General features: G+C 71.2%; 14 protein-coding genes. 6 read left to right on the top strand and 8 right to left on the bottom strand.

The features are described from left to right. Nucleotides 1-89 precede the first annotated feature (89 nt). The gene (locus ABD830_RS02985; RefSeq protein ID WP_344984722.1) at nt 90-698 is read left to right on the top strand and encodes an ACT domain-containing protein; all 609 of its coding nucleotides are present in this window, start codon (nt 90-92) and stop codon (nt 696-698) included. 16 nt (nt 699-714) lie between these two features. Here the strand turns inward: ABD830_RS02985 and ABD830_RS02980 are convergent, their stop codons facing one another. Further along, nucleotides 715-1,071, bottom strand: a complete 357-nt coding sequence (locus ABD830_RS02980; protein ID WP_344984721.1) for an ArsR/SmtB family transcription factor — start codon at nt 1,069-1,071, stop codon at nt 715-717. A gap of 142 nt (nt 1,072-1,213) precedes the next feature. On the opposite strand from ABD830_RS02980, the gene ABD830_RS02975 reads away from it, so the two are divergent. Together ABD830_RS02975 and ABD830_RS02970 are read left to right on the top strand one after the other, a co-directional pair. Next, nucleotides 1,214-2,182, top strand: a complete 969-nt coding sequence (locus tag ABD830_RS02975) for a cation diffusion facilitator family transporter (RefSeq protein WP_344984720.1) — start codon at nt 1,214-1,216, stop codon at nt 2,180-2,182. Between the two features lie 101 nt (nt 2,183-2,283). Further along, entirely contained in the window at nt 2,284-3,495 is a 1,212-nt protein-coding gene (locus ABD830_RS02970; RefSeq protein ID WP_344984719.1) for an MFS transporter, read from the top strand. Here the strand turns inward: ABD830_RS02970 and ABD830_RS02965 are convergent. The 3 genes from ABD830_RS02965 to ABD830_RS02955 form a co-directional block, all read right to left on the bottom strand. Further along, on the bottom strand, nt 3,479-4,360 hold the full coding sequence (locus ABD830_RS02965; protein ID WP_344984718.1) for a PfkB family carbohydrate kinase: 882 nt from the start codon (nt 4,358-4,360) through the stop codon (nt 3,479-3,481). The two genes, ABD830_RS02970 and ABD830_RS02965, sit on opposite strands and share 17 nt — an antisense overlap. Nucleotides 4,361-4,468: 108 nt before the next feature. Continuing rightward, nucleotides 4,469-5,494 (bottom strand): LacI family DNA-binding transcriptional regulator, encoded by a 1,026-nt coding sequence (locus tag ABD830_RS02960; RefSeq protein ID WP_344984717.1) that lies wholly within the window; start codon nt 5,492-5,494, stop codon nt 4,469-4,471. Continuing rightward, the gene (locus tag ABD830_RS02955; RefSeq protein ID WP_344984716.1) at nt 5,491-6,960 is read right to left on the bottom strand and encodes an alpha-amylase family glycosyl hydrolase; all 1,470 of its coding nucleotides are present in this window, start codon (nt 6,958-6,960) and stop codon (nt 5,491-5,493) included. The genes ABD830_RS02960 and ABD830_RS02955 overlap by 4 nt, the downstream gene beginning before the upstream one ends. A 228-nt stretch (nt 6,961-7,188) precedes the next feature. On the opposite strand from ABD830_RS02955, the gene ABD830_RS02950 reads away from it, so the two are divergent. Further along, nucleotides 7,189-8,478 (top strand): ABC transporter ATP-binding protein, encoded by a 1,290-nt coding sequence (locus tag ABD830_RS02950; protein ID WP_344984715.1) that lies wholly within the window; start codon nt 7,189-7,191, stop codon nt 8,476-8,478. 108 nt (nt 8,479-8,586) lie between these two features. Continuing rightward, entirely contained in the window at nt 8,587-9,210 is a 624-nt protein-coding gene (locus ABD830_RS02945) for an FMN-dependent NADH-azoreductase (RefSeq protein ID WP_344984714.1), read from the top strand. Nucleotides 9,211-9,217: 7 nt separating this feature from the next. Here the strand turns inward: ABD830_RS02945 and ABD830_RS02940 are convergent, their stop codons facing one another. From ABD830_RS02940 to ABD830_RS02930, 3 genes are all read right to left on the bottom strand, one after another. Continuing rightward, entirely contained in the window at nt 9,218-9,862 is a 645-nt protein-coding gene (locus ABD830_RS02940) for a Uma2 family endonuclease (protein WP_344984713.1), read from the bottom strand. A 116-nt stretch (nt 9,863-9,978) separates the two neighbouring features. Beyond that, nucleotides 9,979-11,166 carry a hypothetical protein gene (locus ABD830_RS02935; RefSeq protein WP_344984712.1) on the bottom strand — a complete coding sequence of 396 codons (1,188 nt, stop codon included), beginning with the start codon at nt 11,164-11,166 and terminating at the stop codon, nt 9,979-9,981. A 425-nt stretch (nt 11,167-11,591) separates the two neighbouring features. Further along, a complete protein-coding gene (locus tag ABD830_RS02930) occupies nt 11,592-12,902 on the bottom strand; it encodes an acyltransferase family protein (protein ID WP_344984711.1) in 1,311 nt (436 codons plus the stop codon). Nucleotides 12,903-13,007: 105 nt separating this feature from the next. Between ABD830_RS02930 and ABD830_RS02925 the strand changes: the two genes are divergently transcribed. Beyond that, the gene (locus ABD830_RS02925; RefSeq protein WP_344984709.1) at nt 13,008-13,913 is read left to right on the top strand and encodes a D-isomer specific 2-hydroxyacid dehydrogenase family protein; all 906 of its coding nucleotides are present in this window, start codon (nt 13,008-13,010) and stop codon (nt 13,911-13,913) included. 84 nt (nt 13,914-13,997) lie between these two features. Here ABD830_RS02925 and ABD830_RS02920 read toward each other — a convergent pair whose 3' ends face one another. Further along, a complete protein-coding gene (locus ABD830_RS02920) occupies nt 13,998-15,878 on the bottom strand; it encodes a protein kinase domain-containing protein (protein ID WP_344984708.1) in 1,881 nt (626 codons plus the stop codon). Nucleotides 15,879-15,998 lie beyond the last annotated feature (120 nt).

Below are 15,998 nucleotides of genomic sequence, written 5' to 3'. Positions count from 1 at the left end.
GGATATAACCGCAGCATGCGCGACATATCCGTGGAATATTCTCGAAATCTTTCTACGGCACTGTGGGAGCCTCTGGAAAGGGGGCGGCAATGCTGCTGCGACTGAGGGTGTCGCTGCCGGACCGGCCGGGCGGCCTTGGCCAGATCGCCAGGGCCCTGGGTGCGCTCGGCGCGGACATCCTGCAGGTCACCGTGCTCGAACGCGAGCGCGGTCGGGCCGTGGACGACTTCACTGTCTCCTGGCCGGGGCCGGTGACCACGTCCGAGGCCCGCGAGCGGCTGTCCGCCCTGCCGGGCGTACGGGTGGAGGGCGTCTGGGCGACCAAGGAGGTGCCGGGCTCGGCCTTGGACTACGACCTGCTCATGCACGTGGTGTCCGAGCCCGCACGGGGCTTCGCCACGCTGGTGGACGCGCTGCCGGGGTTGTGCGGCGCGGAGTGGTCGGTGGCGCTGGCCGACGGGGCCGTGCGGCACGCCTCGCTGGCCGCTCCCAAGAAGTTCGAACTTGACCTGCCGGAGCCGCCGCCCCGGGCCGCCACCATGGACGCCGACAAGCTGAGACTGATGCTGCTGCCGGTGGTGGCCCAGGGGCTGCATCTGGTGGTGGCCAGGGCGGACGGGCCGGTGTTCCACCGCGCCGAGCTCGAACGTGCCGCCCGCATCGTGGACGTGGTCGCCAAGCTGGCCGCCCGGGCCTGATCGTCCTCATCCCCGCTCAGTTGTGGCGGGACCGGCCTGACACCTCATGGTCGGCGTGGAACAGCGCCTCGGCGATGAGCGCCCGTACGTGGGAGTCGCGTGCCCGGTAGAGCACGCGACGTCCGTCCCTGCGGGTGTCCACCAGCCCCGCCAGCCTGAGCTTGGCCAGATGCTGCGACACCGACGGCCGCGGCACGCCGACCGCCTGGGCAAGCGAGTTCACATCCTGCTCGTCTGACGACAGCAACCACATCAGCCGCAGCCGGGTGCCGTCGCTGAGCATGCGGAACGCGTCCACGGCCGCGTTCACCTGGGCGGGAGTGGGTTGCTCCTGCGACCGGTTGGCACCTGAGACGTTGTCGCGTGCGTACATGACTACATATCATGGTCAGAACGGACGAAGAGCGCAAGCGAGGGATGCCATGGCTGACCAGCGGGACCTTCGAGGGCACGGGCACGGACATGGGCACGGGCACGGGCACGGGCATCCGGGGTCGGCGGGGAGATTCGGGCGCATGGTCCACGGCCTGTTCCGGACGCACAGCCACGACAGCGCCGACAAGACCGACGCCGCGCTGGAGTCCAGCAGCCGTGGCATGCGCGTGCTGGCCGTCTCGTTCGCCGTCCTGATGGCCACCGCCGCCGTCCAGGCGGTGATCGTCGTGGCCTCCGGCTCGGTCGCACTGCTCGGCGACACCCTGCACAACCTGGCCGACGCCCTCACTGCCGTCCCGCTGGCGATCGCGTTCTCCCTCGGCCGCCGCGCCGCCACCCGCCGCTTCACCTACGGGTACGGCAGGGCCGAGGACCTCGCGGGCATCGCCATCGTCCTGCTGATCGCCGCCTCGGCGGCCTTCGCCGGGTACGAGGCCGTCATCCGGCTGCTGAACCCCCAGGACGTCAGGGCCGTGGGCTGGGTGGCGGGGGCGGCCCTGGTCGGGTTCGCGGGCAACGAGTGGGTGGCTCGATACCGGATCAAGGTGGGCAGGGAGATCGGCTCGGCCGCGCTGGTGGCCGACGGCCTGCACGCCAGGACCGACGGCTTCACCTCCCTGGCCGTCCTCCTGGGCGCGGGCGGCGCCGCGCTCGGCTTCCCTCTCGCCGACCCGGTCGTGGGACTGCTGATCACGTTCGCCATCTGCTTCGTGCTGCGCGACGCCGCCCGCGAGATCTACCACCGGCTCATGGACGCCGTGGACCCCGCCCTCGTGGACACCGCTGAACGCATCCTGGCCGCGGTGGACGGGGTGCGGCGGGTCGGCTCCGTACGACTGCGCTGGATCGGCCACGCCCTGCACGCCGAGGTGGAGATCCTTGTGGACCACGGCATGTCGGTGGTGGACGCGCACGCGGTGGCGGTGGAGGCCGAGCACCGCCTTATCCACGACCTGCCACGGCTGAAGGCCGCCACCGTCCACACCGACCCGTACGGCCCGGACGGCGCCGACCACCACGCCACCCTGTCCGCCCACCGCACCCGCTGAACCCGACCGCCGCGCCGCGAGAGAAGCGCCACCCTTCTCCCTTGACCGCGGGCCGAGCGTGAGGAACGCTGAAGCGGGAGACGTTGCGGGGGCTATTGCGCGTGAGGCGTCCATTCATCACCTTGCTGGCCGCCAACGCCCTTTCCGTCACCGGAAACGTGCTCTCCATGCTCGCCGTCCCGTGGTTCGTCCTGGAGAGCACGGGAAGCGCCGGCCTCACGGGGCTGGCCGCCTTCGCCACCACCTTCCCGATCGTCATATCGGCCGCGTTCGGCGGCACGCTGGTGGACCTGCTGGGGTTCCGCTGGGCGAGCGTGCTGTCCGACCTGACGAGCGGCCTCGTCGTGCTCGCCATTCCCGCGCTGTCGCTGACGACCGGGCTCTCCTATCCGATCCTGCTGCTGCTCCTGTTCGTACGGTGGCTGGCGGCCACCCCGGGAGAGACGGCGCGCAAGGCCATGCTGCCCGACCTGTCGGCGCTCGGGCGCGTGCGCATCAGCCGGGCGACGGCGGCGTACGACGGCGTCAACCGCGGCGCGACGATGGTGGGCGCCCCGCTCGCCGGGATCCTCATCCTCTGGGCGGGGCCCAGCACGCTCCTCATCGTCGACGGCGTCACCTTCCTGCTGTCCGCGCTGCTCATCTCCGCCGGGGTCCCGCACATCGACACGGGAGAACGCGAATCCGGCGGCTACCTGCGCGACCTGCGCGACGGGCTGACATTCCTCTGGCGCGACCGGCTGCAGGTGAGCGCCACCGGGATGATCGTGGTCGTCAACATGCTCGACACGGGCGTGACGCAGGTGCTGCTGGCGCTGTACGCCCGCGACGTGGCTGGCGACCCCCGCGCGTTCGGCCTGCTCACCGGCGGGCTCGGGGCGGGGGCGGTGGCCGGGACCATCGTCTACGGCGCGGCCGGCGGCCGATTACCCACGCGGCTGACCTACGGCTGGTGCTTCCTCATCGCCGGCGTCCCGCGCGTGCTGGTGCTGGCCCTCGGCGCGCCGTTCCCGGTGGCGCTCGGCGTGGCCGCCCTCTCCGGATTCGCGGCCGGCGCGATCAACCCCATTCTCGGCGTGATCCAGTTCGACCGCATCCCCGCCCGGCTGAGAGCGCGGGCGCTCAGCGCCATGACGGCCGCCGCCTACGCGGCCATGCCGCTCGGCGGCCTGCTGGCCGGCTCGCTCACCGAACTGACCGGACTCACGAACACCCTGTACGCCTTCACCAGCGTCTACCTGATCGCGTCCATCCCGCCGTTCGTCTGCCGGGCCTGGCGGGAGCTGGACCAGCCGTCTACCGCGAAAACCTAGCCAGCAGCAGGGACTCGGTGATCGGGGACTCGTGGGTGCCGGAGACCGTGCAGGCGTGCGCGCCCGCGATGGACCCCAGCCGTACGCACTCCTCCAGCGACCGCGCCCGCACCGTGCCGTACAGGAAGCCGGAGACGAACGCGTCGCCCGCGCCGTTGCTGTCGGCCACCGGGCCGGGCAGCGGCACGGCCGGGAACGCGCGCGGCTCGGAGTCGCGCGTCAGGACGATACAGCCGTCGGCCCCGCGCATGCACACGACCGTGTGGGCCCGGCCGCGCGCGAGGATGTCACGCATCGTCGCCTCGGGGTCCGCGAGGGCGGCGGCCGACAGGAACACCAGGTCCGACCGGTAGGCGAAGTCCTTGTGGTAGTCGTTGAGGCCGTCCCAGTCGTGCAGGTCGGTGGAGATGTGGGTGCCGTCGAGGTCGGGGTAGACGTGGCGGCAGAAATCCATGATCGACACGTGGACGTTCCTGGCGCGCACGTTCGCGTACAGCTCGCGCGGCATGCGCTCGCCGGACGTGTGCTTCGGGTCGTGGAGCGAGGTGCGGCGGCCGTCGGGGCCGACGAGCAGGACGCTGCGCCGGGTGCCCGCCGCGGCCGGCCCCCAGGAGCAGTCGATCTCGCGCAGTGCGTGGCGGACGAGCGCGCCCTGCGGGTCGTCGCCGATCAGGTCGGCGAAGGCGACGCCCAGCCCGAGGGCGTGGCAGCCCAGCGCGACGCCCGCGCCGGTGTTGCCGATCCGGTCGACGACCGGCGGCACGTGGTAGGTGTCCTGGTACGGCAGCGGCAGCTCCGGCACGTACACCGTCGTGTCCACGCCGGAACCGCCGAGGATCAGAATGTCGCGCCTCATCGTGTTCATGGCCTCTGCTCCGCAGAGGCGGGCTCGGTCGCTGCTGAGCCGTTGCCTTCCCTCGTCGCTCTGGTCGCTGCGCTCCCGCCGCTCCTCAGTCCAGGCAACGGCGCTCCCTCACCGGTTGACCAGGGGGCCTGAGCCGGTGGAGCCGCGGACGACCAGCTCCGGCTGGAAGATCAGCTCGACGTGCTTGGCGGGGGCGCCGTTCACCTCTTCGAGCAGCGTCTGCACGGCCGCCGAGGCCATCGCGCCGATCGGCTTGCGTACGGTGGTCAGCGGCGGGTCGGTGAACGCGATCAGCGGCGAGTCGTCGAACCCGACCACGGACACGTCTCCCGGCACGGACAGCCCCCTCTCCCTGCAGGCGCGGATCGCGCCCAGCGCCATCAGGTCGCTCGCGCACACGATGCCGGTGCAGCCGCGCGACAGCAGCTGCGCGGCGGCCGCCTGCCCGCCCTCGACGGAGAACAGCGAGTGGGCGATCAGCTCGTCGACGTCGGTGGCGCCGAGCAGCTGCGCCATGGCCTGCTTGTAGCCCTCGATCTTCCTGATCACCGGCACGAACCTGCGCGGTCCCTGCGCGAGCCCGATGCGCTCGTGGCCGAGGTCGACCAGGTGCTGCACGGACAGCCGGGCGGCCAGGCGGTCGTCGGGCGAGATGAAGGGCGCGTCGATGTGCTCGCTGTAGCCGTCGACGAGCACGATCGGCAGCCCGCGGTCGGTCAGCCGGGTGTAGCGGTCCATGCGCGCGGTCGTGTCGGCGTGCAGGCCCGAGACGAACACGATGCCGCTCACGCCGCGATCGACCAGCAGCTCGGTGAACTCGTCCTCCGGCGCGCCGCCGGGCAGCTGGGTGCAGAGCACGGGTGTGTAGCCGTGCTGGGTCAGCGCCTTCTCGATGGCCTGCGCGAACGCGGGGAAGATCGGGTTGTCCAGCTCCGGCGTCACCAGACCGACCAGCCCGTTGCTGCGCTGCCGCAGCCGGGGCGGGCGCTCGTAGCCCATGAGGTCGAGCGCGGCCATCACCGACTGGCGGGTGGCGGCCGAGACACCGGGCTTGCCGTTGAGCACCCTGCTGACCGTGGCCTCACTCACCCCGGCCTGGGCGGCGATGTCGGCTAGGCGAGCGTGACCGTTCATGCCTGACACTTTACTTTCCACCACGCCGCCGAATCCCCTGCTCCAGGGACATCCGAGGCCAGCAGGAGCTCCCCGTCGACCCCGAAGTCCACGGGCGTCCCGGTGAGGTTGACGGCACAGACCAGGCTGCCCCTGGAGAACACGAGCGTGCCCCCCGGCGACTCGTGCCAGGTCAGGTCTCCGCCGAACGCGCTCCGCAGCCGCAGCGCCGCCCGATACAGCTCCAGCGTCGAGCCGGTCACCCCTTCCTGGGCCTCGACGCTCAGCTCGGCCCAGTCCGCCGGGATCGGCAGCCACGGGTTCCGCCAGCCGTGCTCACGGGTCCAGGGCAGCGGCACGCGGCAGCCGTCGCGGCCGCTGTCGGCGTCGCGCAGGCGCTGCGGGTCCTGGCACACCTCGGGCGGCAGGTCCAGCACCTCCGGCAGGCCCAGCTCCTCACCCTGGTAGACGTAGACCGAGCCGGGCAGCGCGAGCGTCAGCAGCGCGGCGGCGCGGGCCCTGGCCAGGCTGCCGTAGCGGGTGACGTGCCGCTTGACGTCGTGGTTCGACAGCACCCACGTGCTCGGGGCGCCCACCGAGGCGGCGGTGGCGAGCGAGGAGTCGATCGCCGTCCTCAGCTCGGCCGCGTCCCACGGGGCGAACAGGTAGTGGAAGTTGAACGCCTGGTGCAACTCGTCCGGGCGGACGTACATCGCCAGCCGCTCGGCCGTGGGCGCCCACGCCTCGGCCACGCCGATGCGCTCGCCGGGGTAGGAGTCGAGCAGGCGCCGCCACGAGCGGTGGATGTCGTGCACGCCGTCGTTGTCGAAGTACGGCACCGGCTCCTTGCCGACCAGCCTGGCCTGGTCCGGGCGGCCGATGTCCGGCAGGTCGCGCGGCTTGACCATGCCGTGCGCCACGTCCACGCGGAAGCCGTCGACGCCCAGGTCGAGCCAGAACCGCAGGATCGACTCGAACTCGCCGCGCACCTCGTCGTTGTCCCAGTTGAGGTCGGGCTGTGCGGGGTCGAACAGGTGCAGGTACCACTGCCCGTCCTCGACCTGAGTCCACGCCGGCCCGCCGAAGATCGACTCCCAGTCGTTCGGCCGGTCGCGGAAGATGTAGCGATCGCGCTGCTCGCCGCGTAACGCCTGCTGGAACCAGGGGTGGGCCGAGGAGGTGTGGTTGGGGACGATGTCCACGATCACCCGCAGCCCGAGGGCGTGCGCGTCGTCGATGAGGGCCTTGGCGTCGGCGAGCGTTCCGAAGAGCGGGTCCACGTCCCTGTGGTCGGCGACGTCGTACCCGAAATCGGCCATGGGGGAGGGGTAGAACGGCGTCAGCCAGACGGCGTCCACGCCCAGACCCGCCAGGTAGGGGAGGCGATCGCGAACGCCGATCAGGTCGCCGATCCCGTCGCCGTCGCCGTCCGCGAAGCTGCGCACGTACACCTGGTAGATCGCGGCGTCCCGCCACCATGCCGTCATAGTCCCCCCTGAAGGTCCCGACCATGAAATCCCTTGCCGCAAGTTTACGCAAGCCCTTACATACCACTGAAATACGGAAATTCGGGCTTATGGCTCCCCAAAACGCGCGACCGAAACCCCTTTGAAGGAGATTCTTTATGTCAAGGGTGGACATGTACCGTTAAGGCGCGATGTACTACCTCTTCAATCAGCCTCGTCACAGGTGACACGCGCGCAAGGTGTAGGCCCATGAGCTCGGTCGTTCTCGACAAAGTGACCAAGGTGTATCCGGGCGACTACCTCGCAGTCGACCGGCTGAGCCTTAGGGCGGAGGCCGGCGAGTTCCTCGTCCTCCTCGGTCCCTCCGGATGCGGTAAGTCCACGCTGCTCCGCATGATCGCGGGACTGGAGGAGATCACCGAGGGCGACCTCTGGCTGGACGGGCAGATCGCCAACCACCTGGCCCCGCGCGATCGGGACGTGGCCATGGTGTTCCAGAACGGCGCCCTCTATCCGCACAGGACCGTGCGGGGGAACATCGCCTTTCCGCTGGAGATCGCCAAGTCGGACCCGGCGATGGTGCGGGAGCGCGTGACGGAGCTGTCGAAGGCCTTGCACATCGACGAGACCCTGGACCGCCGCCCCGGCACGCTCTCGGGCGGCCAGCGGCAGCGCGTGGCGATGGGCCGGGCGATCGTCCGGCAGCCCAAGCTGTTCCTGATGGACGAGCCGCTGTCGAACCTCGACGCCGGCATGCGTACCGAGCTCCGCATGGAGATCTCGGCGCTGGTCAGGTCGCTCGGCGTGACCACGATCTACGTCACGCACGACCAGGTGGAGGCCCTGACGCTGGCCGACAGGATCGCCATACTGAACAGGGGAGTCCTCCAGGACGTCGGCACGCCGGCCCAGATTTACAACGATCCAGCCACCGCCTTCGTCGCCGCGTTCCTCAATTCCCAGCAGCTGAACCTGTTGGCGGCGGGTGTCAGGACGCCGCAGAATCAGTACGTCATGCTCGACTTCGGCCCGCACCGGCTCACGCTGCCGTGGAGCGATCCGAGGGCGTACGCGATCTCGCAGCACACGGGCGGGCAGGTGCTCGTGGGCCTGCGGCCCGACGGGCTGGCCCCGGTGCCGGAGTCGTACGAGGGGCCGTCCTTCTTCGGGCGGGTGCGGGCGCTGGAGTACCACGGGCACGAGTGGCTGGCCTACATCGAGTGCGGGATGCCCGCCATGCCGGTGCCCGAGCCGCCGGACCCGCGCCAGCGGCTCAACGGCGAGAAGAACGGGTCCGGGAAGCTGTCGGGGCTGGTCCGGCGGATCTTCTCCTCGTCGTCACGCGAGGAGGAGCACCAGGAGCAGGAGAGGGTGGGCCAGCACCCGAACAGCGGCATCCACCGCCGCTCCGACCTGATCGTCCGCCTGGGCAACCGCCCCGTCTGGCGCGCCGGCGACGCGGCCAAGGTGGCCGTGGACCTCTCCCGGTTGATGATCTTCACCCTGGACGGCGCCCGGATCGACCCTCCCCGCCGGTAGTTTCCCCGCGTGCTGAACGCACCTTCTGTGCGCAGGTTGACTAAGCGGACCGCAGTCCCTATCTTCATGTGTAGTAAACGGACCGAAGTCCGGAAAGGACATGAGCACATGAGCAGACTGCTGCACATTTCCGCCTCCCCTCGGGGCGGGGAGTCGATCTCGCTGGGGATCGCGCAGACCTTCGTCGAGGAGTACCTGGCAGCCCGTCCGGGCGCGACGGTCGACCACTTCGACCTGTGGGACGGGACGCTGCCCGAGTTCGGGCCTGCTGCGGCGGGGGCGAAGATGACCGTGTTCGGGGGCGGCACTCCCGAGGGCGAGCAGGCCGAGGCGTGGGCGGCCGCCGTGCGCACGTTCGAGCGCTTCGACTCCTACGACCGTTACCTCTTCAGCGTGCCGATGTGGAACGCGGGCGTGCCGTACAAGCTGAAGCAGTTCGTCGACGTCGTCAGCCAGCCTGCGATGATCTTCGACGTGCACCCGGAGACCGGCTATCGCCCGCTCCTGACCGGCAAGCGCGCCGCCGTCGTCTACACCAGCGCGGTCTGGGGGCCGGAGCTGGGGCCGGCGTTCGGGAGCGACTTCCAGTCGACGTTCTTCAACGGCTGGCTGCGCTGGACCGGCATCAGCGACATCCAGGAGATCCGCCATCATCCGACGCTCACGGGCTCGTACGATGACGAACGCAAGCAGGCCGACGAACGCGCCCGCCAGATCGCCAGGACGTTCTAACGACGCCTCATTGAGATCGTGGCCCGGTCAACACCGCTGGATCGAAGGAGACGGGGAAGGGGTGCTCAAGTGTCAGCATGGTGCCCGCCTTCGCCTCCGCGACGAGCTCGTAGCCCTTCTCGCCCAGGTTGAAGACTTCGACGCGAGGTCCGTCCTGAAGTTCGACCCGAACGAAGACCGGGATGCCCGCTGCGGCGTATTTGGGCGGCTTGATCGTGTAGTCGCGATCTCGATTGACCTTCCCGGGGCTCACGACCTCGACCACGCATACGACGTCGGAGGCGGAGAGCGTGACGGGGCCCTCAAGTATGGCCTCGGCATGCCCAACCACGATGTCGGGAATCAGCCCGTCCTCGCCGACTTCGAGATTGCCCGTCTCGACTATCTCGTAGTCCTTGGGGCACGCGTCATCCAGGATGCGGACCAGCCGTTTCGCCGCAAGCGCATGATCATAGGCGGGCATGGGACTCACTACGAAACTCCCGTCGATCAACTCGATCCGCTCCCCGGTCTCGGGGAGCTTGAGCCAGTCCTCGACGGTGTAGCCATCCGTAGTCGGCGGCAGGGCGAAAAGCCTTACCCGCCGGGGTGGCGGATGCGCAACAAGCCAGCCCTCATCCGGCAGAGCAGTCATCGCCTCATCGCCTTCCATGGATCGAGTCTTGCACGCATGGCGACACAGAGCCAAGTGTATCCGTGTGATCACGTCGAGTGACGAGGCCGCGTTACCGTGCCTTTACCGATCTCGTCAGGCTTCCGACAGAACTCTCACGAGGTGTAGGTCCAGCGGGGCCCGTCAGGTGTGTCCTCCACCGTGACGCCGCCCTCCAGCATCGCCGCGCGCACCGCGTCCGCCGCGTCGTACCGCCCCTCCTCGCGCAACCGAGCCCGGAGCGCGAGCAGGGACTTGACCAGGGAGCGCAGGCCGCGCGAGCGGAGGCCGGCGGCCGAGGCGAGCTCGCCGAGGCGGGCGATCAGCAGCCGCATCAGCTCCCTGGCCTGCTCGACCCCGCCGGAGTCCTCCTCCGTGTCGGCGGCCCATTTGACGATCTCCGCCTCGAGGTCGAGGACGGTCTGGGCCGCCGCCACCATGTCGGGCTTGCCCACCGCCGCCTTGAACAGCTCCTCGCACGTGTGGACGACCTCCTCCAGCGTGACCTCCGCCGGAGCGGGCTCAGCGGCGGGCGGCGGAATCGTGGCCGAGGCGGTGGCGCCCTCGGCCAGGCGGCGGAGCTCGGCGAGGTCGATGTGGGTGCCGGTGGGCAGGACGGTCTGGGAGCCGGGGCGGCGGACGGTGAGGCCGCCGCGGCCCGCCACCCGTACGGACTCGGCCTGCAGATCGATCACCAGCGCCGTGTGCTCGTCGAGGCCGAGGACGGCGGTGCCGGGCGGCAGCTCGCGCTCCATGCGCGACAGCCGGCGCTCGCCGAGGTAGCAGTAGCGCGTGTCGTGGGTGCCGCCCTCGGCGTTGTCGAAGTGGGGGATCAGCACGGCCTGCAGGCCCAGCGGCTCCAGCAGGTCGATGCCCTCGCGCCAATGGGGCTCCGCGCCCACCTTGTAGATCTCGTAGACCGGCACCGTGGCCAGGCCCGCCGTGCAGGCGGCCGCCGAGGCCAGCACCGTCACCCCCTCGCGCGCGCGGATCCGGGCACGCAGGTCGCCGGCGATGCCCGAGCCGGTCCACCGGTCGAGCGCGTAGGTGGGGCTGCCCGGACCGGAGAAGACCCAGTCGGCGCCCGTGATCCCGGACGCCGCCTCGACCTGCAGGCCGACGCTCTGCGCGAAATAGCGGCGGGCGCGGGCGGAGATGTCGGCGGCGTTCTCCTGGAAAGCGTAGGGGGTGTCGAGCAGCACGGCCCGCGCGCCCGGGCGCAGCGCCCGCGCCGCCGCGCGGTGGATCTCGACCATGGTCGGGCTCGTCTCGCCCGACCCCATCAGCACCAGCAAACCGGGCATCGCTGTGGGCCTCTCTCTCGCACGCCATCGACTACAGCCGGGCCCGCCGCCGTGTTCAAGAGCGAGAACATAATGCGTTGGGGACGTACTTGCATATCATTGGCAGTAAGTTGTGGACGGTGACGGGAAGACACGTGGTCTCGGTTGAAACGCTCATGCTACGGATGGGCACCGACAGTCGCTGGTCCTACCGCCATGCCAGCACCCAGCCTGCGCGCGGGGAGAGTCCGGACGAGTGCGCGCGCCGGCTCAGCGGGGTCGCGGCGGGAGATCCCCGCACCGTCGTGCACTCCACGAGCTGGCGCCATGAGCCGGACGGCGGGATCGTACTGACATATGCGGTCTGCCCGGATCCGGCGCCGTGGCTGCCCGCGGTCGAGGTGCCCGCACTGGAGATCGCCAGGGGCGAGGCTCCCGCGACGCCGTCACCCGACCGCGTCGCCCTGGCCAACGTGGTCGCGCACGCGGTCAGGCACCTGGCGTTCCTCATGGCCGAGGACCCCGTCGTGGCGCGCGCCCTGTCCGGGCATCCGGAGATCGCCCGCGCGCTGGAGCCGGCGGGCGCTCCTGCGTGACAGGCGGCGGCCCAGCGCCTGCATGGGCCGTTCGACGTATCTGAAGGACAGCGCGCTCACGGCCAGCACGGCGGCCACGGCCAGCGCCGTCATCATGAGCTGGTACGGCAGCTCCGCCCGCCGCAGGTCGCCGGTGATCTCCACGAAGTACTTCAGCAACGGATGATGCACCAGGTAGAGCGAGTAGCTGATCAGGCCGAGCCAGGTGAGCACCCTGGGCAGCCGCCGCCCGCGCAGCGCCATCCCCGCCGCGAAGGTGGCACCGGCGAGCGCGATCGTCATCAGCCACACGTCCGCCTGCACCCACCACCATCCGCCCTCGATCGCCCACAGGGGCGCGACCGCCACCAGGGCCGCCGTGACGGCCACCGGCCACAGCCGCCCGCCGCCCCGCTCCCACCGGTGGATGGCCGTGCCCGCGAACATCACCGCGAGCACCGCCGTCCCCAGCCACGGCACCCGGCTGCTCAGCAGCAGCAGCGCCAGCGCCATCAGGCCGAGCACGCAGGCCGAGGCCGTGCGCAGGCACCCCGACACCACGCACGCCAGCCCCACCACGAACACCGCGACGGAGACGTAGGCGGGCCATCCGCCTGCCACCACCGCCCCCGACACCACGAGCCCGACCGCCACGGCGCCCGCCGCGAACAACATCGACAGCAGCCCGCTGCGGCCATGTCCTCTGACCAGGAACAGCGCCGTGACCAGGAGGTAGAACACCATCTCGTACGAAAGCGTCCACATCGTGTCGGCCACGCCGCCCACGCTCACGACGTCGAGCAGCATGGTCGCGTGCGCCGCCACCGCGCTCCCGTCCCGCGGCACCTCCGCGCGCAGCGGCACCCACCAGGCCAGAGCCAGCATGACGACGATCACGCCGAGGTAGAGCGGGTAGAGGCGGAAGAACCGGCTGACCCAGAACGCGCGCACGTCACCGTGGCGCTCCAGCGAAGTGGGGATGATATAGCCGCTGACCAGGAAGAACACCAGGATGCCGTAAACGCCGAGGTTGAACCAGTACGGCCTGAGCTGGGGAAGGAACCACGGCAGGAGGTGCTCGGCCACCACGGCCACCGCGCCGATCCCGCGCAGCGCGTCCAGCCACGCGAACCTGGAGGAGTCGGGCCCGGAGGAGTCGGGCAGGGCGATGGCGGCGGACACCCGGCACAACATACCCACGCACCCTGAAGAGATGCTGGCACCCGGAAACGCCGTGCTCATACGCCATCGGTACGCTGGTGGCCCCATGCGAGAAGGAGACGCAGCATGACCGTCGCCGTCCACGTCGGACCTGAGCCGGTGCCTGTGCTCATCGATGCCGTACGCCGGGCGGGCGGTGAGGTCGTGCCGCTGGAGGACGCGGAGGCGATCGTCTACTACGGCAGCGGCGGCCCCGAGGAGCTGCGGTCGATGCTCCACGACGGCATCCGCTGGGTGCAGCTGCCCAGCGCCGGCATCGAGCGGTTCGCGGACGCGGGGGTCGTCTCCGAGCACCCCGTCTTCACCGCCGCCACCGGGTCCTACGGCGTGCCGGTGGCCGAGCACGCGCTGGGCCTGATGCTGGCGGCCGCGCGCGGCCTGCACCGGGCGGCCAGGGCCACGAAGTGGGGACGCAACGAGTCCAGGGAGTTCGCCGGCTCCACGGTGGCGATCGTCGGCTTCGGCGGCATCGGGCGGGCGCTCATCCGGATGCTGGAGCCGTTCGGCTGCCGCGTCCTGGCGGTCACCGACAGCGGCGAGGCGCCCGGCGCCGACCTCGTCCTCCCGCGCGCCCGCTACCGCGAGACGCTGCCCGAGGCCGATTACGTCGTCGTCTCGGCGCCGGCCACGCCGGAGACGAGAGGGATGTTCGGCAAGCGGGAGTTCGAGCTCATGCGCGAGGACGCCTGGCTGGTGAACGTCGCCAGGGGCTCGCTCGTCGACACCGACGAGCTGGTGGACGCGCTGCGCGGGGGCCGCATCGGCGGCGCGGCCATCGACGTGACCGACCCCGAGCCCCTGCCCGACGGCCATCCGCTGTGGAGCCTGGACAACGTGCTCATCACGCCGCACTGCGCGAACCCGCGCTCCTCCTACTGGCGCGGCCTGGCCGAGCGCGTCACCTCCAACGTGCGGCGCTTCCAGGACGGGGCTCCGCTGGAGGGCGTGGTCTCGCCGTCCCGGGGCTTCTGAGGCGCGCCCGCCCGGCCGACAGGGCCACGGTGCAGCCGCGCCGCTCTCGGCTGAGTGCGGGGTCCGTGGGGCACCCCGCGCGGGTCAGCCCAGGTTGAGCCGGGCTCCGTTGCTCAGCCCCGAGTCATGCACCTCGAGCCCGGCCGGGTCGAGGCCCTTCGGCAGGTCGAACACCAGCGCGCCGGTGAACGACCGACCGGCCTCGATGCGGATCGGCGTGATCTCCTTGCCGTCCTGGTCGAGCAGCTTGGTGCCGCCGTGCAGGTCGTCGTTCTCGTCGATCAGCTTCTGCTGGCCCGGGTAGAGCACCCTGGCCTCCTGCCCGACGTTGCTGACCGTCACCCCGACCTGGCACGTGCGCTTGGCCGCCGATCTCGCCGGTTTGGGGCACTTCGTGCTCGTCACGGCGAAGCGCAGCTTGCCGTCCTGCACCGGCCCGTCCTCGCCGACCGCCGGGGAGCGGAACACCCACGCCATCAGCGCGATCAGCGCCACCAGCAGCACGACCGCGATGACCAGGGCGGTCAGGCAGCCCGTCAGCACGCCCCGCTTGCGCTTGGCGGGCGGGTAGCCCGGCAGCGGCCCCTGACCGGTGGTCGAGTGGTGGGGCAGCGGCCCCTGCTGGTGGGGGATCGGCCCCAGCGGCCCCCGGCCGGTGCCCGGCACGGGGCCGGTGCGCTCCGGATGGGGAGCAGGGAGTACGGGCCCGGTCCGCTCGGCGGGCGGCGGCTGCTGCGGCCCGCGACCCATTCCAGGCGTGGGACCGGTGCGTTCGGCGGGTGGCGGTTGCTGCGGCCCGCGGGCCGTCCGCGGTGTGGGGCCGGTGCGCTCGGCAGGCGGGACCGGGCCCGCTCCGGGCGTGGGCCCGGTGCGCTCCGCGGGTGGCGGAGGCTGCGGGCTGCGCGCGGGCGCCTCGGGGTGCGCGCCGCGGCCCTGCTGCGAAGAACTGCGCGAGGGGCCGTGGGACGGACCGTGGGACGGGCTCTGGGACGGACCGTGGGACGGGCGTGGCCGGACGGTGCCCGGCACCGCGCCCGTGCGGTCGGGCGGCATCCGGTGCGGCGGCTGCGGCATCAGCGGGAAGTCCGACGGGTCCCACGTGTTGGTCAGGTGCTTGGTGGCGGCCAGCTGCGCCGCAGGCTCGTCGGCCGCCCCTACCAGCTCCAGCAGCAACTGCTTGGCCGCGGGCCGGCGCGCCGGGTCGGGGTGGATGGCCGCGGCCACCAGCCGGTCCAGCGGCGCGGGCAGCCCGCGCAGGTCGGGCGGCGCCGTACGGGCCCGGGCCGCCATCACGTAAGCGTCGCCCTCGCCGAACGGATGCCCGCCCAGCCCCGCGTACGCGATGAGCGACCCCCACGCGAACACGTCGCCCGCCGGGCTCGTACGCCCCTCGAAGACCTGCTCCGGAGCGATCCAGCCGGGCGTACCCATCACCATGCCGGCGTTCGTGTGCCGGGAGTCCACGTGCGTCGATCGCGCCAGCCCGAAGTCGATCACCCGGGGCCCGGCCAGCGTCAGCATCACGTTGGCCGGCTTGAGATCGCGGTGCACCAGCCCCGCCGCGTGGATGGCGGTCAGTGCGGCGGCCACGCCGACGGCGGCGGAGTGCAGCACGGACGGCGAGAGGGCGCCGTGCTCGATCAGGTGGTCTTCGAGCGAGATGCCGTCGATGTACTCGGTGACGAGGTAGAGGACGCCGCGGTCCTCGCCGTGGTCGAGCACGCGCGCCGTGCAGAACGAGGCCACCTTGCGCGCGTTGGACACCTCTTCGTGGAAACGCGCCCGGTAGACCGGGTCGGCCGTGTAGTCGCGCCGGATCGCCTTGAGCGCCACCCGCGACCCGTCGGCCGCCTTGGCGAGGTAGACCACACCCATGCCGCCGGAGCCGAGACGGCTGATCAGCTCGTAGGGGCCGATCGCCGGCGGATCTTCCGGCTCCAGCGGAGTGCCTGCGGAGCGCCCCAACGTCGCCGTCCTCTCGCCGTCGTCATCCCGTCTCAACCCGAACCGTTCCTCCGCCCGGCACGCCTTTTGTACCCAAGACTCTAACGGAGGAAGGGGCCACTCGTTGGCCACTGGTTCTGA

The sequence above is a fragment of the Nonomuraea helvata genome, from assembly GCF_039535785.1.
Taxonomy (GTDB): Bacteria; Actinomycetota; Actinomycetes; order Streptosporangiales; family Streptosporangiaceae; genus Nonomuraea; species Nonomuraea helvata.
The sequence above is the reverse complement of the archived record's forward strand: the minus strand, read 5'-3'. Positions and strand labels throughout refer to the sequence as shown.

Excerpts from the sequence above, each read along its gene's own strand:
- ABD830_RS02950 (WP_344984715.1), top strand. The coding sequence starts at position 7,189 with ATGAGCTCGGTCGTTCTCGACAAAGTGACCAAGGTGTATCCGGGCGAC.
- ABD830_RS02925 (WP_344984709.1), top strand. The coding sequence starts at position 13,008 with ATGACCGTCGCCGTCCACGTCGGACCTGAGCCGGTGCCTGTGCTCATC.
- ABD830_RS02975 (WP_344984720.1), top strand. The coding sequence starts at position 1,214 with ATGGTCCACGGCCTGTTCCGGACGCACAGCCACGACAGCGCCGACAAG.
- ABD830_RS02980 (WP_344984721.1), bottom strand. The coding sequence starts at position 1,071 with ATGTACGCACGCGACAACGTCTCAGGTGCCAACCGGTCGCAGGAGCAA.
- ABD830_RS02985 (WP_344984722.1), top strand. The coding sequence starts at position 90 with ATGCTGCTGCGACTGAGGGTGTCGCTGCCGGACCGGCCGGGCGGCCTT.
- ABD830_RS02945 (WP_344984714.1), top strand. The coding sequence starts at position 8,587 with ATGAGCAGACTGCTGCACATTTCCGCCTCCCCTCGGGGCGGGGAGTCG.
- ABD830_RS02955 (WP_344984716.1), bottom strand. The coding sequence starts at position 6,960 with ATGACGGCATGGTGGCGGGACGCCGCGATCTACCAGGTGTACGTGCGC.
- ABD830_RS02960 (WP_344984717.1), bottom strand. The coding sequence starts at position 5,494 with ATGAACGGTCACGCTCGCCTAGCCGACATCGCCGCCCAGGCCGGGGTG.
- ABD830_RS02935 (WP_344984712.1), bottom strand. The coding sequence starts at position 11,166 with ATGCCCGGTTTGCTGGTGCTGATGGGGTCGGGCGAGACGAGCCCGACC.
- ABD830_RS02940 (WP_344984713.1), bottom strand. The coding sequence starts at position 9,862 with ATGGAAGGCGATGAGGCGATGACTGCTCTGCCGGATGAGGGCTGGCTT.
- ABD830_RS02965 (WP_344984718.1), bottom strand. The coding sequence starts at position 4,360 with ATGAACACGATGAGGCGCGACATTCTGATCCTCGGCGGTTCCGGCGTG.